At 35.3% G+C, this 25,918-nt stretch carries 29 protein-coding genes, 4 pseudogenes and 1 riboswitch; of the genes and pseudogenes, 13 read left to right on the forward strand and 20 right to left on the reverse strand.

Annotation, left to right across the window (positions count from 1 at the left end; translation table 11 throughout):
- Positions 1 to 23: 23 nt before the first annotated feature.
- Positions 24 to 761 carry a Cof-type HAD-IIB family hydrolase gene (locus JCM21714_RS13145; RefSeq protein ID WP_035724966.1) on the reverse strand — a complete coding sequence of 246 codons (738 nt, stop codon included), beginning with the start codon at positions 759 to 761 and terminating at the stop codon, positions 24 to 26.
- Positions 762 to 886: 125 nt separating this feature from the next.
- On the opposite strand from JCM21714_RS13145, the gene JCM21714_RS13150 reads away from it, so the two are divergent.
- The 5 genes and pseudogenes from JCM21714_RS13150 (at position 887) to JCM21714_RS13170 (ending at position 5,561) form a co-directional block, all read left to right on the forward strand.
- Entirely contained in the window at positions 887 to 1,159 is a 273-nt protein-coding gene (locus JCM21714_RS13150) for an ACT domain-containing protein (protein WP_035724968.1), read from the forward strand.
- Between the two features lie 16 nt (positions 1,160 to 1,175).
- Positions 1,176 to 2,541, forward strand: a pseudogene (locus tag JCM21714_RS13155) (PFL family protein).
- Between the two features lie 200 nt (positions 2,542 to 2,741).
- Positions 2,742 to 2,849: riboswitch (SAM riboswitch) on the forward strand.
- Between the two features lie 88 nt (positions 2,850 to 2,937).
- Complete coding sequence (locus tag JCM21714_RS13160) at positions 2,938 to 3,963, forward strand: methionine ABC transporter ATP-binding protein (protein ID WP_035724971.1); 1,026 nt, start codon at positions 2,938 to 2,940, stop codon at positions 3,961 to 3,963.
- Positions 3,956 to 4,625: pseudogene (locus JCM21714_RS13165) on the forward strand (methionine ABC transporter permease). Before JCM21714_RS13160 ends, JCM21714_RS13165 begins: the two are co-directional and overlap by 8 nt.
- Before the next feature lie 27 nt (positions 4,626 to 4,652).
- Entirely contained in the window at positions 4,653 to 5,561 is a 909-nt protein-coding gene (locus JCM21714_RS13170; RefSeq protein ID WP_035724979.1) for a MetQ/NlpA family ABC transporter substrate-binding protein, read from the forward strand.
- Between the two features lie 62 nt (positions 5,562 to 5,623).
- On the opposite strand, the gene JCM21714_RS13175 is transcribed toward JCM21714_RS13170, so the two are convergent.
- Positions 5,624 to 6,625, reverse strand: a complete 1,002-nt coding sequence (locus JCM21714_RS13175; RefSeq protein ID WP_369403597.1) for a methyl-accepting chemotaxis protein — start codon at positions 6,623 to 6,625, stop codon at positions 5,624 to 5,626.
- The gene (locus tag JCM21714_RS21815) at positions 6,568 to 7,344 is read right to left on the reverse strand and encodes a HAMP domain-containing protein (protein WP_052000642.1); all 777 of its coding nucleotides are present in this window, start codon (positions 7,342 to 7,344) and stop codon (positions 6,568 to 6,570) included. The genes JCM21714_RS13175 and JCM21714_RS21815 overlap by 58 nt, the downstream gene beginning before the upstream one ends.
- 86 nt (positions 7,345 to 7,430) lie before the next feature.
- Between JCM21714_RS21815 and JCM21714_RS13180 the strand changes: the two genes are divergently transcribed.
- Complete coding sequence (locus JCM21714_RS13180) at positions 7,431 to 7,811, forward strand: SLAP domain-containing protein (RefSeq protein WP_052000644.1); 381 nt, start codon at positions 7,431 to 7,433, stop codon at positions 7,809 to 7,811.
- A gap of 68 nt (positions 7,812 to 7,879) precedes the next feature.
- Here JCM21714_RS13180 and JCM21714_RS21820 read toward each other — a convergent pair whose 3' ends face one another.
- Genes JCM21714_RS21820 through JCM21714_RS13190 form a run of 3 tightly spaced genes read right to left on the reverse strand, consistent with a single transcriptional unit; the run spans position 7,880 to position 10,380 of the window.
- The gene (locus tag JCM21714_RS21820) at positions 7,880 to 8,497 is read right to left on the reverse strand and encodes an efflux permease Rv1217c-related protein (RefSeq protein WP_235182852.1); all 618 of its coding nucleotides are present in this window, start codon (positions 8,495 to 8,497) and stop codon (positions 7,880 to 7,882) included.
- A 10-nt stretch (positions 8,498 to 8,507) separates the two neighbouring features.
- Positions 8,508 to 9,476 (reverse strand): ABC transporter permease, encoded by a 969-nt coding sequence (locus JCM21714_RS21825; RefSeq protein ID WP_235182853.1) that lies wholly within the window; start codon positions 9,474 to 9,476, stop codon positions 8,508 to 8,510.
- Between the two features lie 4 nt (positions 9,477 to 9,480).
- Complete coding sequence (locus JCM21714_RS13190; protein ID WP_035724982.1) at positions 9,481 to 10,380, reverse strand: ABC transporter ATP-binding protein; 900 nt, start codon at positions 10,378 to 10,380, stop codon at positions 9,481 to 9,483.
- Between the two features lie 226 nt (positions 10,381 to 10,606).
- On the opposite strand from JCM21714_RS13190, the pseudogene JCM21714_RS24820 reads away from it, so the two are divergent.
- The 3 genes and pseudogenes from JCM21714_RS24820 to JCM21714_RS21840 all read left to right on the forward strand — a co-directional run.
- Positions 10,607 to 10,873 (forward strand): annotated as a pseudogene (locus JCM21714_RS24820) (PAS domain-containing protein); the annotation flags it as partial.
- Between the two features lie 60 nt (positions 10,874 to 10,933).
- Positions 10,934 to 12,021, forward strand: a pseudogene (locus JCM21714_RS24825) (sensor domain-containing diguanylate cyclase).
- Positions 12,022 to 12,123: 102 nt separating this feature from the next.
- Complete coding sequence (locus JCM21714_RS21840) at positions 12,124 to 12,969, forward strand: putative bifunctional diguanylate cyclase/phosphodiesterase (RefSeq protein ID WP_052000648.1); 846 nt, start codon at positions 12,124 to 12,126, stop codon at positions 12,967 to 12,969.
- A gap of 112 nt (positions 12,970 to 13,081) precedes the next feature.
- Here JCM21714_RS21840 and JCM21714_RS21845 read toward each other — a convergent pair whose 3' ends face one another.
- From JCM21714_RS21845 to JCM21714_RS21870, 7 genes are all read right to left on the reverse strand, one after another.
- Positions 13,082 to 13,384 (reverse strand): P-II family nitrogen regulator, encoded by a 303-nt coding sequence (locus JCM21714_RS21845; protein WP_235182854.1) that lies wholly within the window; start codon positions 13,382 to 13,384, stop codon positions 13,082 to 13,084.
- Complete coding sequence (locus tag JCM21714_RS21850; RefSeq protein ID WP_235182855.1) at positions 13,353 to 13,748, reverse strand: hypothetical protein; 396 nt, start codon at positions 13,746 to 13,748, stop codon at positions 13,353 to 13,355. Before JCM21714_RS21850 ends, JCM21714_RS21845 begins: the two co-directional genes overlap by 32 nt.
- Position 13,749: 1 nt before the next feature.
- Positions 13,750 to 14,289 carry a DUF1538 domain-containing protein gene (locus tag JCM21714_RS21855; protein ID WP_235182856.1) on the reverse strand — a complete coding sequence of 180 codons (540 nt, stop codon included), beginning with the start codon at positions 14,287 to 14,289 and terminating at the stop codon, positions 13,750 to 13,752.
- An 11-nt stretch (positions 14,290 to 14,300) separates the two neighbouring features.
- Positions 14,301 to 15,236: a DUF1538 domain-containing protein gene (locus JCM21714_RS21860; RefSeq protein ID WP_235182857.1), complete on the reverse strand. Its 936-nt coding sequence runs from the start codon at positions 15,234 to 15,236 to the stop codon at positions 14,301 to 14,303.
- Positions 15,237 to 15,418: 182 nt separating this feature from the next.
- Positions 15,419 to 16,273, reverse strand: a complete 855-nt coding sequence (locus JCM21714_RS13215; protein WP_035724988.1) for an ATP-grasp domain-containing protein — start codon at positions 16,271 to 16,273, stop codon at positions 15,419 to 15,421.
- Between the two features lie 105 nt (positions 16,274 to 16,378).
- On the reverse strand, positions 16,379 to 16,696 hold the full coding sequence (locus JCM21714_RS21865) for an ATP-grasp domain-containing protein (RefSeq protein ID WP_235182858.1): 318 nt from the start codon (positions 16,694 to 16,696) through the stop codon (positions 16,379 to 16,381).
- Positions 16,686 to 17,165: an ATP-grasp domain-containing protein gene (locus JCM21714_RS21870; RefSeq protein WP_235182859.1), complete on the reverse strand. Its 480-nt coding sequence runs from the start codon at positions 17,163 to 17,165 to the stop codon at positions 16,686 to 16,688. The genes JCM21714_RS21865 and JCM21714_RS21870 overlap by 11 nt, the downstream gene beginning before the upstream one ends.
- Before the next feature lie 146 nt (positions 17,166 to 17,311).
- On the opposite strand from JCM21714_RS21870, the gene JCM21714_RS13225 reads away from it, so the two are divergent.
- Together JCM21714_RS13225 and JCM21714_RS13230 are read left to right on the forward strand one after the other, a co-directional pair.
- A complete protein-coding gene (locus JCM21714_RS13225) occupies positions 17,312 to 17,662 on the forward strand; it encodes a hypothetical protein (RefSeq protein WP_052000650.1) in 351 nt (116 codons plus the stop codon).
- 165 nt (positions 17,663 to 17,827) lie between these two features.
- Positions 17,828 to 18,907: a GerAB/ArcD/ProY family transporter gene (locus JCM21714_RS13230; RefSeq protein WP_052000651.1), complete on the forward strand. Its 1,080-nt coding sequence runs from the start codon at positions 17,828 to 17,830 to the stop codon at positions 18,905 to 18,907.
- A 185-nt stretch (positions 18,908 to 19,092) separates the two neighbouring features.
- Here JCM21714_RS13230 and JCM21714_RS13235 read toward each other — a convergent pair whose 3' ends face one another.
- From JCM21714_RS13235 to fabI, 7 genes are all read right to left on the reverse strand, one after another.
- Positions 19,093 to 19,590, reverse strand: a complete 498-nt coding sequence (locus JCM21714_RS13235; protein WP_035724991.1) for a Ger(x)C family spore germination C-terminal domain-containing protein — start codon at positions 19,588 to 19,590, stop codon at positions 19,093 to 19,095.
- Between the two features lie 55 nt (positions 19,591 to 19,645).
- On the reverse strand, positions 19,646 to 20,203 hold the full coding sequence (locus tag JCM21714_RS13240; RefSeq protein ID WP_148295042.1) for a Ger(x)C family spore germination protein: 558 nt from the start codon (positions 20,201 to 20,203) through the stop codon (positions 19,646 to 19,648).
- Positions 20,204 to 20,254: 51 nt separating this feature from the next.
- Entirely contained in the window at positions 20,255 to 20,641 is a 387-nt protein-coding gene (locus JCM21714_RS21875; RefSeq protein ID WP_235182860.1) for a spore germination protein, read from the reverse strand.
- On the reverse strand, positions 20,634 to 21,749 hold the full coding sequence (locus tag JCM21714_RS13245; RefSeq protein ID WP_235182861.1) for a spore germination protein: 1,116 nt from the start codon (positions 21,747 to 21,749) through the stop codon (positions 20,634 to 20,636). The genes JCM21714_RS21875 and JCM21714_RS13245 overlap by 8 nt, the downstream gene beginning before the upstream one ends.
- A gap of 362 nt (positions 21,750 to 22,111) precedes the next feature.
- Positions 22,112 to 22,945: a D-alanyl-D-alanine carboxypeptidase family protein gene (locus tag JCM21714_RS13250; protein ID WP_052000653.1), complete on the reverse strand. Its 834-nt coding sequence runs from the start codon at positions 22,943 to 22,945 to the stop codon at positions 22,112 to 22,114.
- A 26-nt stretch (positions 22,946 to 22,971) separates the two neighbouring features.
- Positions 22,972 to 23,100, reverse strand: coding sequence for a hypothetical protein (locus JCM21714_RS23150; protein WP_268748359.1), 129 nt, complete (start codon positions 23,098 to 23,100; stop codon positions 22,972 to 22,974).
- Positions 23,101 to 23,219: 119 nt separating this feature from the next.
- Positions 23,220 to 24,005 carry an enoyl-ACP reductase FabI gene (gene fabI / locus JCM21714_RS13255; RefSeq protein WP_035724995.1) on the reverse strand — a complete coding sequence of 262 codons (786 nt, stop codon included), beginning with the start codon at positions 24,003 to 24,005 and terminating at the stop codon, positions 23,220 to 23,222.
- A gap of 180 nt (positions 24,006 to 24,185) precedes the next feature.
- Here fabI and JCM21714_RS13260 point away from each other — a divergent pair, with 180 nt between their 5' ends.
- Both JCM21714_RS13260 and JCM21714_RS13265 read left to right on the forward strand, forming a co-directional pair.
- Positions 24,186 to 24,413 (forward strand): hypothetical protein, encoded by a 228-nt coding sequence (locus JCM21714_RS13260; protein ID WP_035724997.1) that lies wholly within the window; start codon positions 24,186 to 24,188, stop codon positions 24,411 to 24,413.
- Between the two features lie 116 nt (positions 24,414 to 24,529).
- Entirely contained in the window at positions 24,530 to 25,903 is a 1,374-nt protein-coding gene (locus JCM21714_RS13265) for an alanine/glycine:cation symporter family protein (protein ID WP_035725014.1), read from the forward strand.
- Positions 25,904 to 25,918 lie beyond the last annotated feature (15 nt).

Raw genomic sequence — 25,918 nt, forward strand, 5'->3', positions numbered from 1 at the left:
TTAATTATCAGAAAATTTATATATTATAATACCCATTCCTTAATTGCCTTCGCGACGCCGTCCTCCTCATTAGACGAAGTTTGCCAATCAGCAGCGTCTTTGACAGCTTCTTGTGCATTTCCCATGGCAATACCCAATCCAGCCTGTTCAATCATTTTAATATCATTTAAACTGTCACCCATAGCCATTACCTGGGACATATTGATGCCAAGTCTCTCACATACTACATCAATTGCTGCAGCTTTGTTAACACCAACAGCATTGACTTCAATATTAGTTGGACTGGAATTACTTAATTCGACCTCTTCCCAGCTCTCAATCACTTCCATAATTTTTCCCTTTGTGTCGTCATCTTTTGTATCAAATCCAAATTTCAACCATTGGTGGGCTAAAATATCTTCTGGTAGCTCTCCACGCCAGATATTATCAACTGAAGAGAGCCATACCAACGCCTTATCCTGATGTTCTTCTTTTAATTGAACTAGTCTTTCGATTATATGAGCATCAACGGTCTGCCGAGCAATTAATTCACCAGCCATTGACCATATTTCACTTCCATTAACAGTAATAAGATAGTGTATGTCCAACTCTTTTGCAATTATCGAGCTTGTTTGATAATGTCTTCCTGTAGAAATAATAACTTCTATACCTTTTTCACGTGCCTGTTTGATTGCTTTCTTATTTGCTGAAGAAACTTGTTGATCATTTGTTAATAATGTTCCATCCATATCCAATGCAATTAAACGTATATCTTTTTTCATGATGAGCTCCTCTCGACATCTATTCTGTAATTATTTTATGTCAAAAAGTTCGAATTAGCAAAAAGCGAACTTCGTATCATCCGTGCTATAATAGCCATAATAATGATAAAAATGAGGTGATAAATATGCAAAGACGTGCAGTTGTCAGTGTTGTTGGCAAGGATCAGATTGGAATTATTTCGAACGTAACAACTGTTTTATCTGATAATAAAATGAATATTTTAGATATTAGTCAAACTATTCTACAGGATTTCTTTACAATGATTATGTTAATTGATATCAAGGATCCTAGCAATTTAGAAAAATTACAAAACAAATTTAAACCGGTGGAAGATGAATTGGGGCTTAAAATTAATATTCAGCTTGAAGATGTATTTCAAGCAATGCATCGCGTTTAAGACAGGAGGGTGACAGATGCCAATAGGTTTTACCGAAATCCAAGAAACAATCCGCATGGTTGAGATGGAGCATTTAGATATCCGCACCGTTACAATGGGGGGGATTAGTTTACAAGATTGTGCAGATCATGATTTTGAAAAAGTAAAAGAAAATGTTTATCAAAAAATTACAAGCTATGCGAAAGATTTACAAAAAACAGCAAATCAAGTAGCAACAGAATATGGCGTTCCAATTATTAATAAACGCGTTGCAATCTCCCCTGCTGCAGAATTGTTAGGACGTGCAACCAAACAGCAAGCGATCGAACTCGCTAAAACATTAGACAAAGCAGCCCAATCATTAAACGTTGATTTTATTGGCGGATTTTCTGCGCTCGTACATAAAGGCATTTCTAACGGAGATCAAGTTCTTTTAGATGCTTTACCTGAGGCACTTAGCCAGACAGAACGTGTTTGTGCATCGATTTCTGTTGCAACCACTCGAACTGGAATTAATATGGATGCTGTGGCCCAATTGGGTACGATAATCCATCAGACTGCAGTGTTAACCAAAGACAACAATAGTATCGGTTGTGCAAAACTTGTCGTGTTTTGTAACCCTGTTGAAGATAACCCTTTTATGGCGGGTGCTTTTCATGGGGCCGGGGGAAGGAGAAGTTGTTCTGAGTGTCGGTGTCAGTGGACCTGGTGTTGTTCTTAATGCTTTAAAAAGGTACCCAGATGTCGATTTGGGAGAGGTTTCAGACGTCATTAAAAAAACGGCATTTAAAATTACCAGAGCAGGCGAATTAATTGGTCGTGTCGTCGCGGAACGTTTAAATGTCCCATTTGGAATTATGGACCTTTCTCTTGCACCTACCAATGCAATGAATGATAGTGTAGCAGAAATTTTAGAAGAAATCGGTCTGGAACGTGTAGGGACACATGGTACGATCGCTGCCCTGGCTCTGATGAATGATGCCGTTAAAAAAGGTGGGGCAATGGCCAGTTCCTATGTAGGTGGACTCAGTGGCGCTTTTATTCCTGTTAGTGAAGATAACGGTATGATCCGCGGAATTGAAGATGGTGCGTTAAATTTGGCAAAATTAGAGGCGATGACATGCGTCTGCTCTGTCGGACTCGACATGATCGCTTTAGAAGGAAAAGCTAGCCCTGAAACATTAGCAGCTATTATTGCAGATGAAGCAGCGATCGGAATGATTAATAAAAAGACTACAGCTGTACGAGTTATTCCCATAATTGGCAAAGAAGAGGGAGATACGGTTGAGTTTGGTGGACTGCTTGGACGTGCCCCAATCATCGGTGTCAATTCTTTTTCCTCAGAAAAACTTATCAAACGTGGTGGAAGAATTCCCGCACCACTGCAGTCGCTTATCAATTAAATATAAAGATCGAGTCTTTTTAATAGTTGGCTCGATCTTTCTTATTTATTTATTTATTATAAAAGACAGTTTTCCTCGTTTCGCTCCATTTTTGTCCTTCATCCCCCCCCTAAATTATCTGATTATTTCAACTTTTAAAAAGGAATTGACGGATAAAGCCTAAAATGATAATATAAAGTTTACTTAATCTTATATGAAAACTCTTATCAAGAGTGGTGGAGGGAATGGCCCTATGAAACCCGGCAACCGTCAGCGATACTGATAGGTGCTAAATCCATCAAAGCTATCCACGCTTTGAAAGATGAGAGGACATCAAATTACCATCCTTTCTGTCCTCTTATGCAGAAAGGTTTTTTATTGTGTTTATGGCACAATAATTGAAAGGAAGTGATAAAGATGATTCAAATAAAAAATCTTTCGAAACTATATCAAACAAAACATCAAAAAATACAAGCTGTTGATAATGTTTCATTAAATATTGACCATGGTGAAATATTTGGTGTCATTGGTTACAGTGGTGCAGGTAAAAGTACCTTTGTCCGGTTAATTAATCGGTTAGAGGAACCAACAGAGGGTTCTGTTGTCATGCACGATCAAGATATTACAAAGATGCCAGCAAATAAATTGCGTAAGAAACGGCAAAAAATCGGCATGATATTTCAGCACTTTAATTTACTCTGGTCTCGAACTGTTTATGATAACATTGCTTTTCCACTAGAGATTGCAGGGCTTTCAAAAGCCAAAAGAAAAGAAAAAGTATTAGAGCTCATTCATCTGGTTGGCCTTTCCGGAAAAGAAGAGGCATATCCATCTCAGTTAAGTGGTGGACAAAAGCAGCGTGTTGGCATCGCACGTGCACTTGCAAATGATCCAGAGGTGTTATTATGTGATGAGGCTACTTCTGCTCTCGATCCTGAAACAACCGATGATATTTTAGATTTATTAGTATCCATTAATAAAAGATTAGGACTTACCATCATTCTTATCACACATGAAATGCATGTCATTCAGAAAATCTGCCATCGTGTTGCTGTTATGGAAAGTGGAAAAGTAGTCGAAACCGGTGATGTGTTAGATGTATTTGTAAAACCACAGTCAAAAACAACAAAACGTTTCGTTCAACAACTAAATCCACTGGAACATGAAAAAGATAAGCTATCCGACTTTATTAATGACCGTGATGATAGTGAAGTAATTAAACTTCATTTCATCGGTAATCGTGCCAGACGGGCATTAATTAGTGAAGTCGCTAAAAAATTTGATGTAGAGATTAATATTTTACAGGGATCGATTGCACCAACTCAAGAAGGTGCTTATGGCACTCTATTTATTGAGATAAATGGAGAGAAAACAATCTTGCAAAATGCGATCGCCTATATGAAAGAAACCGGCGTGGAAGCTGAGGTGGTAGAGCATGCTTAAAGATTTTTTTCCTAATGTCATACCGGAAGATTTATGGGAAGCAACACTAGAAACGCTCTACATGACAATAATTTCTGTGATAGGAACTTTAATTTTAGGTATCATTTTAGGGCTCTTATTATTTCTGACGGATAGAGGAAACTTATGGAAGAACAGCTTTATTAATTTCCTGACAGCTACTTTCGTAAATGTGTTTCGCGCCATTCCATTTATCATTTTAATTCTATTATTATTTCCTTTCACTGACTTCTTAATTGGTACAATTCGAGGCTGGGAAGCAGCATTACCTGCCTTAATAATTGGTGCCGGCCCATTCTACGCAAGGCTTGTAGAGATTGGCTTAAAAGAAGTGGACAAAGGTGTTATTGAAGCAGCCAAATCGATGGGTGCAAAATCACATACAATTATTTTTAAAGTATTATTACCTGAATCCATGCCTGCACTTATTTCAGGATTAACCGTCACAGGAATTGCTTTAATCGGTTATACAGCAATTGCGGGTGTAATTGGAGCAGGTGGTCTTGGCTCTCTTGCCTACTTACAAGGATTTCAGAGACGTGATTTTGATGTGATATTAGCATGTACCATCTTAATTATTATTATAGTTTTCATTTTTCAATTCATTGGGGGATTTACTATCCAAAGCGATAGATAAAAGATAAATAAAAGACAAGAAGGGATGATTTATTTTGAAAAAATTATTAATATTTTTATTTGCAACATTATTCTTATTTGCGCTAGTTGCTTGCGGCACAGCAGGAGATGAGGACCAAACAGCAGATAAAGGTAATGCTAGTGAAGAAACAGAAGAAACAACTGACGAAGGTAACCAGGAAGAAGACAGTGAAGCCTCAGAACAAGAACCTGTTAAACTTGTAATTGGTGCAACCAGTGTTCCTCACGCAGAAGTATTAGAAAAAGCTAAACCTTTATTAGCAGAAAAAGGAATTGAAATTGAAATTGAAGTATATCAAGAATATGTGTTCCCTAATGATGATTTGGAAAACGGCACTTTAGATGCTAATTACTTCCAACATATTCCATACCTTGAATCACAAAAAGAAGAAAAAGGCTTCGACTTTGTAAACATTGGTGGTATTCATATTGAGCCAATGGGAATCTATTCAAAAAACATTACCAGTCTTGATGATATTAAAGAAGGAACAGCTGTAATTATGAGTAACTCTGTAGCAGATCACGGACGTATATTATCACTTCTTGAAAGAGAAGGTTTGCTTACTCTGGATGATAGTGTAGAAGCAGTTGACGCTACTGTACAGGATGTGGCAGAGAATCCATTAAATCTTGAATTTGTTACAGATGTTGACGCTGGGTTCCTCCCTGAATTTTATGACCGCGAGGAAGATTCACTAGTAGCAATTAATACTAACTATGCTATTGAGGCAGGACTAGTTCCAACAGAAGATGCTTTAATTCTTGAAGGTGCAGAATCTCCATATGTAAATGTGATTGCAGCTCGTGCGGAAGATAAAGATAAGGAAGCTCTTCACACATTAGTTGAAGTATTACGTTCTGAGGAAATTCAAACTTTCATAGAAGAGGAATATAAAGGTGCAGTAGTACCAGTTTCTGAATAAGAACATTCAAAAAAGCGTGGCAGTTATTGCCACGCTTTTGTTTTACACTTTTTTAAAAAAATCTATACTTTAAATCTACTAATTAAACGATTTAAATCTTGCGATAACTTGGCAAGAGAATCTGCATTACTAGATATTTCCTGCATGCTAGCTGACTGTTGTTCAGCTGTTGCTGAGCTTTCTTCAATTCCAGCCGCTACCTCTTCTGATGTCGATGCAATATCCGTGCTTGAACTGCTTACTTTTTCACTAGAAGTTGCAATTTCATTAAGGTTACCTGTAATAACGTTGATTCGTTCCATCATATTTGCCATGGAGGACTGAATCGTTTGAAAGCTTTGCTGGCTTTCTAAAATCTGCTGATTACCCGCTTCTACTTTAGTATAACCACCTTCTAAAGCTCCAGCTACTTCTGTGGTTTCAGATTGTAATCCACCAATAATATCTGTAATTTCTGTAACGGAATCACTTACTTGTTCGGCTAATTTACGAACTTCATCTGCTACAACCGCAAAACCTTTACCGGATTCACCAGCTCGAGCTGCTTCAATAGCAGCGTTTAATGCTAATAAGTTGGTTTGTTCTGCAATACCCTGAATCACATCTATCAATGTTGATATTTTATTTGATTGATCCTCTAATCCTTTTACTTTAGCTACTGTCGTTTTCATCATCGAAGTAATTTGTTTCATAAATTCTACTGATTCATTCATTTGTGTTTCACTAGTCTTAGATAATGACAAAACCTCTTGTGAATCTGTTTGTAAGGATTCTCCTTCTTGACTAGATACGCCAATCTTTCTGTGTAATTCTTCCATAGAACTTGAAATATCGCTTGAAGCACTTGCCTGTTGTTCTGCTCCACGAGACATTTCTTCCATAGTAGTCGCAATCTGTTGAGAACCTTGACTCACTTCATCAGAAGATTGTGATAACTCCCTACTTTGATCGTTGACTTCCACAGATATTTCTTTAATATTCTGCACCATATTTTTCAGTTCATCTATCATACGATTGGTACTTTTAGCCAGGCTTCCGATCTCATCTTTTCGATCATCATCAATCTTTCAATATTCAAATTACCATTTGCAATCTGCTCATTAACGTCAACAAGCTGTGAGATTGGTTTAGTGATTTGTTTAATTAAAAGGAAACTTAATAAAAATAATAAGCCAATAAAAATTAATATCACGATAATAAAGAAAATAAAAATAATGTTAGTAGTCTGCTCAATTTCCTCTAAAGTGACAGTTGTTGTTGCTTCTAACTCTTGTTGCAATAGATCTATTTCATTTCTTGCCAGATCAAATTCTTCACGCATGTTGTCTAACAAACTATTAATCATGACTCTGTCCGTAGATTGAAATATCGACTCACTTATATTTTTCCATCTATCAAAGCTGGCATTAAAACTAGCAAAGTGTTTTTCGGTGACTGATTGATCAAGATTTGTATTATTTTTCAATATTGCTTCGACATTTTTCATTTGTTCTTCTACTTGTTGTACATTCTCCTCATATACCGACATGTACTCTTCTTTATTTCCCTCATCCAAAAAAGAAGTGATAAGTGCCTGATCAGATTGATATAAATCTCGATCTGCGTTCAATAAATTTGACGAAGGCTGGTAAAGATCATCATAAAGCTGTTGTTTTAAATCGTCACTTACTGTTAAAATGGTATTCATCAATAATGCACTACTTACAATAATAACAATAATTGCTAAACCAAGAATGGAATAAAGCTTGGTCGATAATTTTCGATCCTTTAGTAATTTTTTCATTAAATAAATCCTCCCTTGTTTATTATATCGACAAAAAATGACTAATATTTATCTAATCTCAAAAAATATTATAAGGAGCTGTGTAAATGCAAAAGCTATATTTCGAAAAAGCTTGGGAAAAGACTATTAGCGACCATGATAAGCAATATATCAAAAATCGCTTTGAACAAACAAAAAATGAGCAGGAACATAACATTAAACTTGTACCAATTCGAATTGCTTATAATCACCGTAATGATTTATTAGTAACGGTTTTAATCCACAATTTTGAAGCTGTTACTAACGATCTCAGTACAATAAATGTGGAACTCTTCGAACACTCAACTCAAATTGGAGAAGAAAATTTTACTGAACATCGATTACAGTTAGAGGCTCATACCAGTATGCCCTGGACATTCATTTTTCCTTATGGCAGCTATTCCGATATACGGAACACAAACAACATTACCGCTAAGTTAGCGGAATAAGCTATAGAGCATTATAGATCAGAAAAAACCTGTTCCTTTTTTAAACGGAACAGGTTTTTGATATTTTCTCAGCCTAATGCATCTCTTTTGCGATAGCCGATAAAGCTTAAAATTGCACTAATTATACAAATGACCAGCAATACCTCAATAGGTTTCCAACTAAACTCCTCAACAGGAAGCTGAGGAATATGAGAAAAACTGGATATATTCGCCACCCAAGCGGGCATGTCGAGCAATCCACCTAGATAAACCGTAAAAAAAGAATACACCAAATACATCCATACTAGCGGTGTCCACCTTGGCAAAAATCCGAATAAAAAAGTAGCTAGAATTAAAATAATCAACATCGCCGGAATGTAAGCCATCCCCGCTTTTAATAAATTAGTTAACGGAATAGGATCTACCATCACGTTAGTAGCAGTCATCCATAAACCAAAGATTGCAAGAAATAAAGAGAGCACTCCGATAACTATCGCAAGAATAAAATAATGCGCCAGCAACTGATACCTAGAGACACCCCTTGTTAATAAATGCTCGTTACGCTCCTTCTTTTCTTCTCCTCTTATTTTGAGGAAAATTAAGATTGCCGGTACGGTTGCGAGAATAGCTAAAACGACCATCAACATCGTAATAAATTGTTCTGTCAAGGTATACTCAGGATCAGACCCTAACATTTGCTTTACCACTTCATTCCCTTCAAAAAACGATTCCAGATCTCCAAAAACGGAACCATAAGAAACCCCCTATTAATAGCATGGCACACAGCCAGGAAATAATCGCAGTTCTTTGTAATCTTAAAATTAGTCCTATTGGAGATAACAACCATTTTGATGCTTCTTGTTTGCCAGGCTTTGATGGAAGAAGTCCAGCTCCTACATCTCTGATATTATTCAGATAGAATGCTATGATAATAAAAATTAAAAATAAGAGAAGAATTACCACAATCGGCCACCAATAATTATCCACGTATACCTCTGTTCTTATAAGCAAACCAAGAGGAGAAATAAGACTTAACATTTCACTGCTGACATCTCCAATTGCTCGCATTAAATAGCAGAATAATAATATTCCAATTGATAAGCCAATTGTGGCTCTTGACGTTTCCATTAGCTGCGAGATAATCGCAGTAATTCCAGTAAAAATTAAACCGGCAGCTGCCAGTGTAGCGCCATATAAAATAGATCCTTGTATATCCATTCCTTCAACATCTATGGCTATTAAACCAATTGCTGTCAATAAACCAATCGCAACATTTAATAAACTTACTAAAATTAAGGAAGCACTTAGCCCAGACAATCGGCCTACAGGTAATGATCTGATTAATTCATACTTTCCTTCTTCCTCCTCTTTTCTCGTCATTTTAGCGACTAACAATATACTCATAATCGCAAGGACGATCGCCGTAAACAATAACATCTGGTGGGCCATCATCGCACCATTCGTATAATCCTCAATACCATAACCAGGTCCTACCATTGCAATCATAGCGGGATTTTCCATTGTCTCTGCTATCGCTTGACGTTCCTGTTGATTTTGATACATCCCACTAAAGGCTGAAGCCGTTAAAAGGCTTACACCGACCAATGAAATGGTCCATATTATACTTGAGATTCTCGTCTGACGCCATTTGAAAAAGAACAGTTCTAACAGTTTATGAAATAACATGTTATTACCCTTCCTTCGAACGGTAGTCATTTTGATAATGACGCATAAATAAGGCTTCTAAGGTTGGCGGCATACTCTCTAACTTCCTAACACCATACTTGCTAAGTTCTTCTATTACTTTTGCTAAACGTTCTGTATCAACTTGAAAAGAATACTCCTCATCGTTTTCGATAAAATCATGCACTCCCTTTAACTGTTGAAGGGCTTCAGCAGATCTTTCTGTTTTTAGTTGAATATGAGTTCTTGTTAAATGTCGTAATTCATCAAGTGTGCCACTTTCGATCATTTCTCCCTCGCGAATAATACCTACTCGATCACAAAGCTTCTCCACTTCTGATAAAATATGACTGGACAGCAATACACTTTTACCGTTAGCTTTTACTTCCTGTACACACTCCTGAAAAATTTGCTCCATTAATGGATCTAAACCTGCTGTAGGTTCATCCAGGATATACAAATCAGCATCTGAAGAAAATGCAGAGATCAAAGCAATTTTTTGACGATTACCTTTCGAATAAGATCCAGCTTTCTTTCTCGGGTCAAGCTGAAATCGTTCCACCAATTCATCTCGCTTCTGTTTATTAATACTCCCTTTTAATTTTAAAAAAGTATCAATTATTTCCCCACCAGTTAAGCTTTCCCATAAATATACATCTCCAGGTACATAGGCAACCCTACGGTGAATATCAACAGCCTCTTTCCAAACATCCTTTCCAAAAATGAGAGCATTACCTGAAGTAGCTTGTATGATTCCTAACAAAATACGAATTGTTGTCGACTTTCCAGCACCATTCGGTCCTATAAATCCATATACTTCGCCTTGTTTCACTTCAAAATTAATGCCGTTTAACGCTTTAAAAGAACCAAATTTCTTCTCTATCTGTCTTACTTCAATCATCTTTATATCAAGACCTCCTTAAAATTTTTAAATAGAAATTAATAACTATATTTTACTAACTACAGAGGATATTTGGAACTTATTTTTTATGGTATAATGGGTAAAAGTACTTAATTTTTAAAAATGAACGCCATTACATCTATATTAAAAGTACATAAAGGAGCGTATCATCATGCCATCACCTTTTTCATACAAAGAGTTAATAACCTTATTAAATCAGATACCTGATCCGATGTTTATTACGGAAGCTAAGAAAGATGGTTTTTTGCATATAATCGAGGCAAATGATGCTGCTGTGGAACATATGAAGTACACGAAAGACGAATTGCTTACGATGTCACCATTCGATTTAGTTGAAAGTGATTTTTTAAAGAAGGCTACTATTAATCATACGGAATTAAAAAGAGGAAAAGTACTTGAACTGGAATCTATTCATGTTACAAAGGAAGGCAAAAACGTTCCTGTTAATCTGAAATTAAAGCAAGTTAATTTCACTGATAAGAACCCTTATGTAATTACTTTATTTAATGATATTAGCGATAAACATCATACAGAAGCTCTGTTAAAAAATACTCATCAACAACTAGAAGCTTTATTTGATTATAATCCTGATTTAATATTTATGATGGACAACGAGGGATATTTCATCAATACGAATCCTGCGAACTACCGTATATTAAAGTATACGAAGGAAGAAATGTTATTAAAAAATTTTAGCGATGTCGTCTATCCTGACGATATGGAACTTACCAATGAGCATTTTCAATTGGTATTGAATAAACAAAGTGTTCAAGTCGAATTAAGAGTTTTAGATAAACAACAGAACATTTTAATTTTAGATGTTACAGCAGTACCGATTATTACTAAAGACAAAGTTGCAGGAATAATCGGCATAGCCCGAGATATTTCTGAAGAAAAAAGAATGTCTAATGCGTTACAAGAAAGTGAACAGCGCTACCGCTCGATATATGAAAATAACATAGATGCAGTACTTTCATTTGATTTAAATGGTCGATTTTCATATATGAATAAAGCAACAGAAGACTGATGGGATATACTGCTGATGAATTAATTGGCACTCCCTTCCTGCCTCATATTGTTCCAGAGGAAAGAGAACGCACAGCAGAGGAATATGCAAAAGTTAAGAGTGGAAATGCGGTACAGTATGAAACATGTATGTTCAACAAACAGCAAGAACGAGTTCACCTACACGTAACCGTTATTCCAATTATAGTTGATGGTGAAGTTACAGGTATCCACTGCTTAGGAAAAGACATAACTGACAAGAAAAAATTCGAAGAAAAGCTGAATTATATGGCATACCATGATTATTTAACAGCACTGCCAAACCAGCATCATTTTCATTACCTGTTAAAAAAACTTTTATCTAATAATACTTCAGCAGAATTTGCTATTTTTTTCTTGGATTTAGATCGTTTTAAAATTGTGAATGATTCACTCGGACATGAATATGGCGACGTACTTTTAAAAAAAGTAGCACAACGAATTCAGTCTAATAAACCTTCAACTAGTACTGCATTTCGCTACGGTGGTGACGAATTTATTTTATTATTAGAGCAAACTACAGAAGCTAAATCAAAAGCAATCGCTGAAAAATTATTAAAAAAGTTTATCGTTACCATATGACTTAGAAGGGATCGATTTAGTTGCAACACCTAGTATTGGAATAAGTATCTATCCTCATGATGGACAGGATGCCAAAACATTGATTAAGAAGCAGATAATGCAATGTATCATGCCAAAAGAAATGGAAAAAATAACTTTCAATTTTATTGCGATTCCATGCATAGTAAAATTCAAGGCAATGTTGAGATGGAATCTTTATTAAGAAAAGCCATTACGAATAAAGAATTTATTCTCTTATATCAGCCACAAATAAATGCTAATTCAAAAACAATTCGCGGTGTTGAAGCACTAATTCGCTGGAACAATAAAGAACTTGGCATGATTTCACCGGCTGAATTTATACCTTTAGCAGAGGAAAGCGGACTGATTGTTCCCATTGGTGAATGGGTTTTGAAAGAAGCGTGCCAACAAATTAAAGCTTGGCATCAACAAGGATTACCAAAATTCCCTGTTTCCGTAAATCTCTCTATCAGGCAGTTTTATCAGCATGATTTAGTACCAACCATTCAGCAAATCTTAGAAGAAGCTGACGTTGATCCCAAATATTTAGAGCTTGAAATTACGGAATCGATGGCAATGGACGCAGATTCAGCCTCAACAATTTTAAATGAATTAAAGAAATTAGGCGTATGTATTGCGATTGATGATTTTGGTACAGGATACAGCTCCTTAAGCTATTTAAAGAAATTCCCGATTGATCATTTAAAGATCGATCAGTCCTTTGTCAAAGATATATCAGTAGATGTCGATGATCGTGATATAATATCTACAATTATTATGCTTGCACATAATCTTGATATTGTAACAATTGCAGAAGGTGTCGAAACCGAAGAACATATCACTTTTTTAAAGAAACATGGTTGTGATGTATTGCAAGGCTATCACTTCAGCAAACCATTACCACCAAAAGACTTTGAAAAGTGGTACTCAAACTGGAACTTTAAGTAAATAAATAGTTACCCATTACGTCTAATTAATCTCAGTTACCATTGTATTTTATGATAAAGAAAGTGGACAACTTCTATAATTATTAGAAAATTTGTCCACTTTCTTTCGTTACTTATTCATAAATTCCATAGGTTTGATTGACGTCCTGCACAAAAATGATCCCATTACCTGGTTCATCAATTTTTAAATCTTCGCGGATTTTAGTTACAATCGCCTCAGTATAATTTTCATCAGATAAGATCATCACGATTTCTTTCTCCGGTTCAATATCCATCGAAAATAATTTACTTGTTTCATGCACACCCGAACCACGGGCATTAAGAATTGTCCCACCTTTAGATCCTGCCTTTTGAGCAGATTCTATTACATCTTCCGCTTTTCCTTTATCTACAACAGCCATAATATTCTGGTACATGATTTTTCCATCCCCCTCTTTCATCATCGTCATCTATTTGACAACTTCTCGTTCCCATTAAACTTGTTAAGGACGTGGTAAACACAATACCATGATTCGGTTTTTCAAAATGAAACACTTTATTTAAATGTTCTAATGTTTTTGTTGTTGTTTTGCGATTAGAGATCATCATAACAATCTCTTTTTTCATATCTGTAATGGCTAAAAGCTTTAAAATCTTGTTACTAATTGTCCCCCTGCCAATACAAAGGGTACCACCAGAAACACCACACTTTTTTGCCTCTTTTAAAATTTTACTTCCTAAACCATCTTTCACAATCACATGTATCAACTCGAAATGAGGTATTTTTTCCTGCGAGGTCATATTATTCTAAGCCTCCTTTTTTCGACTTCATCTTAAATATTAACCCTAATATTTGTAAGGCAATCAGCGGGGGGGTTAATGCCACCATCGCTATCATACCAAATCCATCTACTAGTACATCTGCACCTTCAATAGCATCAGCTGCTCCATAAGTAAAAGCAAGAATAAAGGTTGCGGTCATCGGACCTGATGCAACACCTCCAGAATCAAATGCAATACCAACAAAAAGCTTTGGTGTGATATACATTAATCCAATAGCAATTGCATACCCGGGTAGCAGATAATGCCATAATTGCAATTCTGGAATCAAGATTCTCAGCATTGATAATGCAATTGCTACCCCTACACCTATTGCCAAGGTAAATAATACTACTTTTCGTTTTACATAACCACTTGTTACATCTTCAATCTGGTTGGTTAATACGTAGACAGCAGGTTCCGCTAATATTGTTACAATTCCTAGAATTAAACCAATAATAACAATATACGCCTTATTATCTAAGGAGGCAATACTATAACCTAATTCCGTACCTAATTCCATAAAACCAGCATTTACCCCCCTACTAAGAACAATACCAATCCGATAAAAGTAAAAACAAGACCTGTAATAATTTTGCGAAAGCTACTCTTTGATAATTTAAATGATATCTTCTGAAATATTAAAAAGATTAAAATAATCGGTAATAACGCAATAAATACTTCTTTGGAAATATGACCGAATTCACTAATAAATGGTCCAAATAACGAGTTGGAAACTTGATGACTCTGTTCTATTGTCCCTGTTAATTCATTTTGATCCGTAATGATACTCATTAACATAACAGTAATAATCGCACCAACTGAAACAATTGCGACTAGACCAAAGCTATCTTTTTCTGATGCCTTACTATCTTTCTTTAACATTGAAATACCTATTGATAACGCTAGAATAAATGGTACTGTTAACGCTCCAGTAGTGGCACCGGCAGCATCAAATGAAATTGCCAAAAATTGTGGCGAAGTAAAAATCGCAATTACCAGTACAATTCCATAAAGAACAGTTAAAATTTTAAATAATGGAATATTGTGCACAATCCGGATCAATCCGAGTGAAAGTAATGCAGCAATTCCAATTGAAACGACAACCACAATCATGTATTTAGATACTGCTCCGGCTGTGATTGAGTCGACCTGTCCTGCTAAAATATGCAAATCAGGTTCAGCAATAGATATAATAAAGCCTAAGAATAAACCAGCTAATATCACGATCCATATCTTATTAGACTTTGCTATCATCTTTCCCATATGATTACCGATTGGAGTAATACCGATTTCCACTCCTAATAAAAAGATCGATAATCCTAAAATAATAAAGACTGCACCGATAAGAAAACGAAGGATTAAAGCAATATCAAGTGAAGTGATTGTGAAGTTTAAAACTACCACAATAATTGTTATCGGAAGTACCGCAAGAACTACTTCTAAGAGCTTTGATGTTAATATATTCAATTAAGACACATTCCTCTCTTCATTGGATGTTTATTTTATCTATGGTAATGTTTTTATACGGAAAAAATTGAGGGAATACACTGTAGTTAATTAAATTATAGCATAAGAAAAGTGACGACTACAAAGAAGAAAGATAACTCATATATTCTGCCAATATGTATAATGTTGAAATAAGCGTTTTTTTAATAAGAGTTCAAATCAGCTATGATAAACTGTAAATACAGTCGGACAATGTTAATATTCGTTTGCACACTTAAGGTCCTGCTTCCCACTACATCTTCTATTTCATTAAATAACGGTCGATCTTCTTCATCAAATATAAGATCTATTCCGACCATGCCAAATGGAAATATTTCAACAATCTTTTCTACTATTTCTTTTTCTCGTTGTTGCAATTGATAGGATCTTGCCGTACCACCTAGTGAGTAATTCGCTCTAAAATCATCGCTGGACTCTCTTAAAATTGCAGCAATGATTTTTTTGCCAATCACAAATACTCTTAGATCTTTTCCAGGCTTCGCTAGAGCCTGCACGATAAACCTGTCACCTTTTAGTTTTTCTAGTATCTCCTTTAACTCTTGATTAGAATTTATTTTAAATACTTGCTTACCTCCGCGACCAGCGACTTCTTTTATAACAATAGGAAATGTGCGAAACGAGCGTTTATTCAATGTTGACCGATTATAAAAATAAGTATCAACCATTGGGATGTCATGCTGTGCCAATAATTGATGTGTTTTTGCCTTGTCATTGGTGATACTGGCGACAGAAGCAGTGTTGTATACTGGAATATCAAGTGCTTCAAATTGATTGCTTAAAAGATCATCGATCGCCCGCATAATTATAAAATCAGGCAAGAAATCTTCTTGCTCCCATTCAAGGAAGAGCTGATTACTTTTCACTCCATATTGCAATTGATCAGCGAGCACAAGTTTTAATTCAATCTGCAGCATCTTTGCTTCTTTTATAAACCATTCGATATATGCGCGATTTCTAATGGCGTCTTCCTGTTGATACACAATCCATGCCTTCATCATACATGCCTACCTTCTAATACCTGCTGAATATAACTCATCATATTTATTGTAATATCAATTCCAGTGCAATCATAAATATTTTTAAAATGTGCGTTTGAATTTACTTCACATAGCACCGGTTCCCCCATTCTCTCCAAAAAGTACATCCACACCGGCAAAGTCTGCTCCAATTAATTGACTGCAACGAACGGCCAGCTCTTTTTCCTGATCTGTTGGTTGATAAGGATACATATTTCCACCTGCTGTTACATTTGCCCGAAAATCATGTTCGGATTGGCGCAGCATCGAAGCAACTACTTGATCTCCAACCACATTTAAACGCAGATCTTTCCCATAGCTTGATTGGAGATATGATTGGAAAATATAAGATTTGTTTCCAAGCTCGGTTACTTTTTGCACTAACTCTTCTTCATTATGTATCAAATAAACCTGCTCCCCCAAAAGAACCAAATACCTCTTTTATTATTAATGGAAAACCTAACGCTTGCTTAATCATTTGCAAATGGCTGCTGTCCTGTAATTCCACAAAAATTTTTGGTGCAATAATGGTTTTCGGCATATTGATCTGTTGATCTGCAAGATGTTGATATGTTAATGCTTTATCATCACAAATTTCTATAGCTTTTGCTGAATTGAATAACCGAATTCCCATTTTTTCCAATTGTCTTGCTAAAAATAAATCTTTATCCCAAAAAAAGACGAAATCCGGAAGTTCTTCCACTCCAGTTAATGTCGTCGTACTATTTTCTATCGTCACTAATATTTCGTTATTTTTAATCGCCTTCATATCAAAACCAAAAGAAGAAGCTGTTCTCATTAGCCAATCTACTTGTTCTGTAAATTTGTCACTATTTAAATTACCATTGTAAATAATCCAACCTTTTTTACCCATAGTAAAACTCCTTCAACCTCTTTGTTTTTTAAGTATAGCATATCAGCAGTCGAAGGGGGGGGACTAGTGTTTATAACAAACCAGTCACATTTAATGAACTAGGTGAATATCATGGATGTGTACAGAGAAGGAAGGAGTGATTACTCATGTATCAGTATCCTGAAGGAATGTACCAGCAGGATGAAATGAAAAAACTATGCCAAAAATATATGAGCTATTATGTTGCAGGCCAACTTCATGATGGTTCAGAAATTGAAGGCATTATTGATAGCATTGATAACTCTGGTGTAACGATGTTAATTCCAGAGGAGATCGAGGAAGAGCAAATGAATCGACAATATGGTTATTATGGACCAGGCCGAAGAAGATATCGCCGGTTTCGTCGGCAACGATATCCTTTTGGATTACTAACCAATCTATTATTGTATCCTTTTTTTATCCTCCGTATCCTTATTATCCTTGGTATTAAAAGAAATCCACGTTTCTCATTATTTTAAAAAATATTTGTCTAATCCCATATCTTTCTTACTTATGGAGATTAGACTTTTTTGTCCAAAATTCAGCTTCTTTATGTTAGTTATACTTTACTATTATTATGGTAATAATAGTATGACAAAGACTAAGTTATTATATGTTAACTATAAGTAAGGAAGTATGTAATCATGAACAAAATTTCAAATATACAACTTTTTTCATTGATATTAGTATTTGAGATTGGGAGTACCACCCTGTTCGCATTAGGAATAGGCGCTGACCGCAATGCATGGATTGTTGTTCTTATTTCGTATTTACTAAGCTTTATTTTATTATGGACTTACACGCAAATTCCTCGATACTATCCAAACCAGAACTTTTCTGAAATCTTAATAGACAGTTTAGGTGTCATTCTAGCAAAACCGCTTCTAATGCTGTATGGTATATATTTTTTTAGTCAAACAACACATAATTTCTATGAATTTGGTGTACTAATTAGAATCACAGCTTTACCAAACACTCCATTATTGGTTATTTTATATTTATTTATTGCTGTAATGGTATACATTTTACATAAAGGTATGGAAACAGTTGCAAGGACGATTGAAATACTTGCACCTTATTTTATTTTATTTTTAATGCTGATTTACTTCTTAACTTTTATTTCAGAAGATTTTCAACTCTCCAATCTTCAACCAATTCTTGCTAATGGCTATAAACCGATTTTAAAAGAATTACCGAGCGTAATTGCATTTCCATTTGGTGAATTGGTGGTCTTTCTCATTTTCTGGCATTATATTAACAAACAGCATCTAATTAGAAGAACAACTTTTATAGCCGTTACTATTTCGACTTTATTCATAATAACATCGCTAATAGTATTTCTTGCTATTTTAGGACCTGAGTTTACCTCAAGGTCTGAAATACCATTATTAGAAACTTTGTTATCTATCCATATTGCAATGATTTTTACAAATCTTGACAGCATTGGTGTGTTTATTATGTTTATCGGTGGATTTTACAAAACAGCTTTACATTTTTTTGGTTTTTCCTTAGCTTTAACATGGCTATTTAATAGATCTAATCCCAAGTGGGTAATTACTATCTTTGGCTTGCTATTGCCCATTATTACTCAATATCGTTTTTCTAGTTTAGATGACCAGAGATGGAAGGGTATGGAAGGAGGAGTCTATGCTATACTTTTATATTCATTGCTACCAATATTAGTATTATTCATTATAATGATAAAGAAAAAAGCAAAATATTAAAAAGGAGATTTTTTTCAATGCTTGATCCAAATGTACTTAAAGCAGATCCTATACTAGCCTTCCTCATATTTAGTGGCTTGACCTATGCATTAATTCTTATACTCGTAATCATAGTACAACTTACAAAGAAATTTTTTCATTAGGTTATTACTTAGGTTTTAATGATCCCTGTATTAATCCAGAATTTAGAATTTCCACTTGCACATCCAAATCAAATGAGACGTTTGAAAATTCAGTCTCCCAATTTTTTTCATTTGAGTCCATACGGCAGGATTTTTTTTGTTTAACATATCACCGAACCCAAAAATATCTGCTTGAAATTCATCTTGCGCTTTTGATAACACTTGAATTATTTTACCTTCGATTTCAGATTCCGCAATTTTTTCAATTTCTTCGATAAAATGAACAACATCTTCATTGCTGGAGAAATTTTTCATTTGTTGCTGCTCAGCAATCTCTACTGTTTTCTTTATTTCTATAGTGAAAGATATATCGGTTTTATTTGTAACATTAGGAACAATTTTAGATTCTAATTCAGATAACTCGAGTGTTATATAGTTGTTTTCTTTATAAGGAAAAGTTAAAGCACCAATCTGGCTGTTTATGTTTTTATTAGTAATCCAGTTATATGCCATCGTTTCTTCATTATTGATAAACCCTACAAGTTTATCCTTTTTAAACACAGCACCTCCTGATAAATTTAAATCATTTTCTAATTTAAGAACACCTAAAACGGGATTATTCCCCCATTTTTAATGCATCTTTATAAAATGTTAGTAAATTAGTAGCTACTGCATCATATTCAGCATTATCAAATAAACTATACAAAAAATCAGCAGGAAGTTTAGAAATGCTGTTCTGTTGTTTTTCTAAACTAGCGAAAGCACTTGTTTCATGTGCTACCGCAACCCACACATAGCTACGGACTTCCTGTTTCCTTTGAAAGGTTTCAAATAAAGATACCAAACCTTCCTTAGCTACCTGTTCACTTACTACTATTACTTTATTATGGGCATAAAAAGACTTTCTATCTATTTTATGATTTGCTTTTCTCATTAACTCTGAAATTGTTCTGCCCTTAACAGAAACAATTAAAAAAGGCTCCTCTTGGGAGGGTGCAAAAGTACTTTCTGCAGAGGGACGAAGATATTGAGAAGTCAAAATATATTCCCCAGTCTCCTCATCCTTATCAATCGCTATTGCAGTTACAATTCCTAACTCTGTTAATTCTTGCACATCCCAACAACCTACTAAAACAGTTCCAGATATAAATAAAACCAGCAATAGCCTTTTCAATAATGCCAACTCCTCATAATAGCATTTCCGCATTGATCTACACCCTATAGATTAGAACCTCTTTCTTATAATTGATTTTGACTTACTCTGCAAAAATTTTAATGGTAGTCTGATGATACTATCTCTTAATTCCTTCGTAACCATCGGTGCTAAAGGAGTTAGATATGGTACGCCAAAGGATCTTAAAGAAACAACATGAGCAACCATGAAGAGAGTACCAATTAGTATGCCATAAAATCCGAATGTACCAGATAATAACAATAAGATATACCTCATTAATATCACAGCATTATTTAAAGGTGTCACTACAAATCCAGTAATTGCTGTCAAAGCTACAACAATTACCATCGGAGCTCCTACAATACCAGCTTGAACAGCCGCTTCTCCAATGACTAAAGCACCTACTATACTTACTGCAGATCCTATTGGTCTAGGCATTCGGACCCCCTGCTTCTCTCAACAATTCAAAAATGACGATCATGATGATAGCTTCTAAAAGAATAGGAAACGGAACTCTCTCCTCTGCAGCAGCCATCGTTGTTAGAAGTAGTGTAGGAACCATTTCATGATGAAAAGTAGCCGCCGCTACGAATACCGCGGGAGTAGAAACTGTCAAAAACAATGACATTATTCGAAAGATACGAATTAATGATGAGGTATAAGTATTTATATAATAATCTTCTGGAACTTGAAAAACTTCAATAAATAGATGTGGAACCGTCAATACAAATGGTGTACCATCACAAAAAATAGCAACCCTACCTTCTAATATTTTTGCTGCAACTTTATCTGATTTTTCGCTATTACCGATCGTTGGGAAGATAGAAGAAGGATGGTCCTCTATATATTGTTCAAGGTATCCTGTTTCTAGAATGGCATCTGTTTTTATCTTCTTAAGACGTGTTCTAACTTCTTCTATCACTTCTTTATTAGCGACATTATCTAAATATGCAATTCTTACTTTCGTTTTAGTTTCTTTACCAATTATTAATTCCTCAAAAATTAAATTAGGATTATTAATTTTACGCCGTATCAAAGAAGTATTCGTTTGTATAACTTCATTAAATCCTTCTCTAGAGCCTCTAACAGTTGCCTCCGTCTCCGGCTCTTCAATACCTCTAGATTGGAAATGGACTGTAGTAACTAAAAGTACCCGGTCAGATTGATTGATAAAAATTGCAGTTTGTCCTGTTAATATTCCGTCTATTACTTCATCTAGTATGATTGAATCCTTCATTGATGGTGCTTTTATCATCTGATTTTTCAGAATGGTTATAAATCCAGGAGAATCTACGTTCATATCCTTCAAGTCAGTTCCTACTAACCCATCCATGATGTTAAAATGAATAAACTCCTCGCTAACCATTCCTTCCATATAGCAAATAAATGCGGAGGTCTTTTCTTGATTTTGAAGTTGAAAATTTCTAAATTTAATGTCAATACTGTTATGAAAAATCTCCTGTAGCATTTCTTGATTTTCTTTCAGATCTTTCTTAATATTGTTATCTGCTTCTATATTTCGCTTCAAAGTCCGTTGCCTTCTCATCAATCTACCTTCTTTTATAAAATTATTACTTTATTGTTTGTTGTTAATATAAAATAGATACACATGAATAAGGAAAATAACCATAAAATTTTTCTGAAATAAGGTTTTCCAGTATTTCCTTATGTGAATTAGGTCAAATACTAATGAGATAAGAATTTGTCGGGTTTTTGCTATGTAATTGTTGTTAAAATCCTGATGAGCTTGCCTAGAATGGTATTCTAAGCTGCAAGTTAGTGCATATTTTTTAAACATTTAGCATCAACAAGCGGCAATATTTAATGGAAATTTCTCACATAAAAAAAGCTGATCATATGCTTTTACACATACAATCAGCTTTTTCAATATTTTTAAACAGAGTATACTCAATAAAGCTCAAAAGCAGCATCATATAGCTTTTCTGTTTCCTCAAACCGCTCCGTTTTAGAAGAAGTCCCCATGACGACAGAAATAAGGCGAACTCCGTCTTCCTCCACTGTCCCAGCAAAACAGTAGCCTGCAAGATCTGTAAAACCTGTTTTCAAACCGTCGACACCTTGATAAGCTAATCCATAAGCGGTGACACCTGGTAACATCCAATTTGTATTATGATAATATTGATCGTTTTTTATATATTGATTTTGACTGATGACTTCCAATAGTTCAGGATATTTATTGATCAAGTATTGTGCCAGAGTGGCGATATCCTTTGCAGACATTGTATTTGTATCCTCAAATGTGCCAACAGAAAAATACTTTCCAAGATGCTCATTATCAAGTCCAGTACTATTAACAAATTGAGACTTCGCTAAGCCTAATTGTTCTGCCTTTTCATTCATTTTCATAACAAAATCTTTTTCGCTAGTTGCGACTGCCTCAGCTAGAGCTATTGCTGCCCCATTTGCAGAATGAATTGCCATTGCATCAAATAAATCCTTTACGGTATAAACCTTATCCTGCTCTAAATGAACAGAAGCAAAACCTGGTTGACTGGAGATCGCATATACATAATCACTAATCGAAACAGATGTATCCCAATTAATAATTTGTTTATCAATCGCTTCTAATACAAGTAGTTCTGTCATCATTTTAGACATGCTTGCAGTCGGAAGTGGTAGATCACTATTTTTTTCATATAATACTCTGCCTGTCTCCGCATTGATAAGATAAGCAGAACTAGCATTAATCTCCAGATCCTTTATCTTTAGAAAACGAACCAACTTTTGCTCTGGTAACGTTAATTGCTCTACTTTTTTTCAGATAATACTGCTTTCTTAAATGATAATGACTCACTTTCTACAGTAGCCATTGTACCTATAAAATAAAACCCGACCGTGAAGAAAACAACGAATAAAATAATTAATAATTTTTTCATAATACCTCACTTAATTCTCCCATTAATTTCACGCTCATCATTATAGCACAACATAAGTAATTGTGGAATAACCGAAAAGGAGAATACGATCAGCAAAGGGCTTACAAACAGTAAAATAACTACCCTAATATGTTGTAACCAGAATCGACATATACGATCTCACCTGTCACCGCTCGAGACAAATCACTTAACATGGCAAGGGACATATCTCCTACTTCGGATTGTGTTACATTTCGCTTAAGTGGGGCAGTTTCTTCTATTTTATGCAATATTTCATTAAAAGATGGTACACCTTTTGCTGCTAAGGTTTTAATAGCACCTGCTGAAATAGCATTGACTCTGATATTTAAACTGCCTAAGTCCATTGCTAAATACTTTACTGTTGATTCTAACGCTGCTTTTGCTACACCCATTACGTTATATCCTTCTACTACACGTTCTGCACCTAAATAACTCATCGCAATAATCGATCCACCTTCTGACATCAATGGCTGTGCTTCTCTTGCTACAGCTATTAATGAATAGGCACTAGTGTCCTGTGCAAATGCATAACCCTCACGTGATGTGTTCACAAAACTATTTTTCAAATCTTCCGAATTGGCAAATGCGATTGAATGAACCACCCCCCCATGTATGACACTCACTTGCTCACCAATTTTCGAGAAAGCTTCCTGTATGCTTTCATCACTATTGACATCACATTCTACAACTAATTTAGCATCGATCTCTGTCTTTTCTAATAACTTTGTTAATTTGGATAAAGATCTTTCTTTTCGGTAGGTAAAAATAAGGTTTGCTCCTGCTTGATGAAGTGATTTTGCCACACCCCCCCATGCAAGACTTCTTTCATTTGCTACACCCATCACTACAAAGTTTTTATCTTTCACTCTTAATAAGTCCGTCAAATTGTTCACCTCGTTAATTTATATATGATATTAACACCTGATACTAATATAGCATAGTTTTCCTTTTTAAAAAATGACTACTCTTCTTCTGTGTATAATAACAGTGAATTTGCCTAAATATAAAAGAAGAATTAAATCCGTTATATCGTACTTTATATAAAAAAGGTGGTTGATTTGAGTATGGTCACTACATTGGTCAGTATCGGGCTTATATTAGCCGTGATATCTCTGATTTACACGGTGAATGTCGGAAAAACAGTGAATGCACAAAAAGGGGGGGAGCATGATCACAATTCAAAAACAGCAGAAAAGCATCCTCTATTACTTAATCCAGTATTGCTAGCGTATGTATTAGGATTTGGTATTCTTTTCATCTTCATTTTCGTGCTAGCTATGCAATTTTACTAAAATTTAAAATAATTTAATCCTGTTAGCATGCTCTCTCCATTGTTGGAATATTTTTTATAATAGCTAGACTATTTCAATATTGGGAGGGAAGTATATTGGAGAATTTTATTGACTGGTTGGCAACATTCAATGAAGAAGGTGCAGAACTACTAGGTAAAATTGGTGGCTGGGTCTGGGGACCTCCACTTCTGGTCTTATTAGTCGGTACTGGCTTATATTTGACCTTTCGTCTGTTATTCCTGCAGTTTAGACTTCTACCATATGCATTAAAATTATCATTCAGTAAAAACCAGGATAAAACATCGAAAGGTGACATTAGTCATTATCAAGCATTGACGACTGCGATGGCGGCAACAATCGGAACCGGTAATATTGCCGGTGTAGCAACAGCTGTAGTTGCAGGTGGTCCTGGTGCTGTCTTTTGGATGTGGATTACAGCGTTGGTTGGAATGGCGACAAAGTATGCAGAAGCGTTATTAGCGGTTAAGTATCGGGTCCAAAATGAGAACGGCGAAATGTCTGGGGGACCGATGTATTATTTAGAACAAGGTCTCAAGAACAAAAAGCTCGGCAAATGTTTAGGAGTGTTATTTGCAATATTCGCAGCAATAGCTGCCTTTGGAATTGGTAACATGGTGCAGTCCAATACTGCAGCGGCATCTTTAGAGGAATCATTTTCTATTCATCCATTTATTACTGGTATTGTTTTTGCTCTATTAGCAGCCTTAGTTATTATTGGTGGTATAAAAAGTATCGGAAGAGTCACTGCCTACTTTGTTCCAGTTATGGCTGCCTTTTATATCCTGGGTGGTCTAGTCTTAATTGTCTTAAACTTTGATCTTGTGCCTGCTGCAATTGGCTTCATTTTTGAAGATGCCTTTACAGGTAGTGCAGTTGGTGGCGGGATTTTAGGTACCGTTATCCGTTATGGGGTAGCCCGTGGTGTCTTCTCTAATGAGGCTGGTTTAGGTTCTGCTCCTATTGCCGCCGCTGCTGCAAAAACAGATTATCCCGCAAGACAAGCATTGGTATCCATGACGCAGGTTTTCTTTGATACAATTATTATTTGTTCGATTACTGGTATCACGATCGTCATGGCTGACCAATGGAATTCAGGACTGGACGGTTCTGCCTTAACAAGTGCTTCCTTTGCTCAATTCCTGGGAACAACCGGATCTTATATTGTGACATTTGGCATACTATTCTTCACTTTCTCCACTATTTTAGGATGGTCCTACTATGGTGAAAAGTCGGTAAACTATTTATTAGGAGCCAATGGGGTAAGAGTTTATCGGTATATTTTTATTGCTTTTATCTTTATCGGCGCGATCGTTTCACTAGATATCGTCTTCAATTTCTCTGATGTGATGAACGGTTTAATGGCATTTCCAAACTTAATAGGATTACTTGCTCTATCCGGCATTGTCGTTGCTGAAACCAATACTTTTATGAAGATCGCTAAAGAAGAAAGAAAATCATCCCGAGCATAGAAAAGTCTCCTAATA

Origin of the sequence: Gracilibacillus boraciitolerans JCM 21714, assembly GCF_000521485.1 — a bacterium.
Classification (GTDB): Bacteria; Bacillota; Bacilli; order Bacillales; family Amphibacillaceae; genus Gracilibacillus; species Gracilibacillus boraciitolerans.

Coding starts and splice junctions, on each gene's coding strand:
- JCM21714_RS13145 (WP_035724966.1), bottom strand. CDS start 761: ATGAAAAAAGATATACGTTTAATTGCATTGGATATGGATGGAACATTA.
- JCM21714_RS13150 (WP_035724968.1), top strand. CDS start 887: ATGCAAAGACGTGCAGTTGTCAGTGTTGTTGGCAAGGATCAGATTGGA.
- JCM21714_RS13160 (WP_035724971.1), top strand. CDS start 2,938: ATGATTCAAATAAAAAATCTTTCGAAACTATATCAAACAAAACATCAA.
- JCM21714_RS21815 (WP_052000642.1), bottom strand. CDS start 7,344: ATGAAAAAATTACTAAAGGATCGAAAATTATCGACCAAGCTTTATTCC.
- JCM21714_RS13180 (WP_052000644.1), top strand. CDS start 7,431: ATGCAAAAGCTATATTTCGAAAAAGCTTGGGAAAAGACTATTAGCGAC.
- JCM21714_RS21825 (WP_235182853.1), bottom strand. CDS start 9,476: ATGTTATTTCATAAACTGTTAGAACTGTTCTTTTTCAAATGGCGTCAG.
- JCM21714_RS21840 (WP_052000648.1), top strand. CDS start 12,124: ATGTATCATGCCAAAAGAAATGGAAAAAATAACTTTCAATTTTATTGC.
- JCM21714_RS21845 (WP_235182854.1), bottom strand. CDS start 13,384: ATGTACCAGAATATTATGGCTGTTGTAGATAAAGGAAAAGCGGAAGAT.
- JCM21714_RS21850 (WP_235182855.1), bottom strand. CDS start 13,748: ATGACCTCGCAGGAAAAAATACCTCATTTCGAGTTGATACATGTGATT.
- JCM21714_RS21855 (WP_235182856.1), bottom strand. CDS start 14,289: ATGGAATTAGGTACGGAATTAGGTTATAGTATTGCCTCCTTAGATAAT.
- JCM21714_RS13215 (WP_035724988.1), bottom strand. CDS start 16,273: ATGATGAAGGCATGGATTGTGTATCAACAGGAAGACGCCATTAGAAAT.
- JCM21714_RS21870 (WP_235182859.1), bottom strand. CDS start 17,165: ATGGGTAAAAAAGGTTGGATTATTTACAATGGTAATTTAAATAGTGAC.
- JCM21714_RS13225 (WP_052000650.1), top strand. CDS start 17,312: ATGTATCAGTATCCTGAAGGAATGTACCAGCAGGATGAAATGAAAAAA.
- JCM21714_RS13230 (WP_052000651.1), top strand. CDS start 17,828: ATGAACAAAATTTCAAATATACAACTTTTTTCATTGATATTAGTATTT.
- JCM21714_RS21875 (WP_235182860.1), bottom strand. CDS start 20,641: ATGCCTAGACCAATAGGATCTGCAGTAAGTATAGTAGGTGCTTTAGTC.
- JCM21714_RS13245 (WP_235182861.1), bottom strand. CDS start 21,749: ATGAGAAGGCAACGGACTTTGAAGCGAAATATAGAAGCAGATAACAAT.
- JCM21714_RS23150 (WP_268748359.1), bottom strand. CDS start 23,100: ATGAAAAAATTATTAATTATTTTATTCGTTGTTTTCTTCACGGTCGGG.
- JCM21714_RS13260 (WP_035724997.1), top strand. CDS start 24,186: ATGGTCACTACATTGGTCAGTATCGGGCTTATATTAGCCGTGATATCT.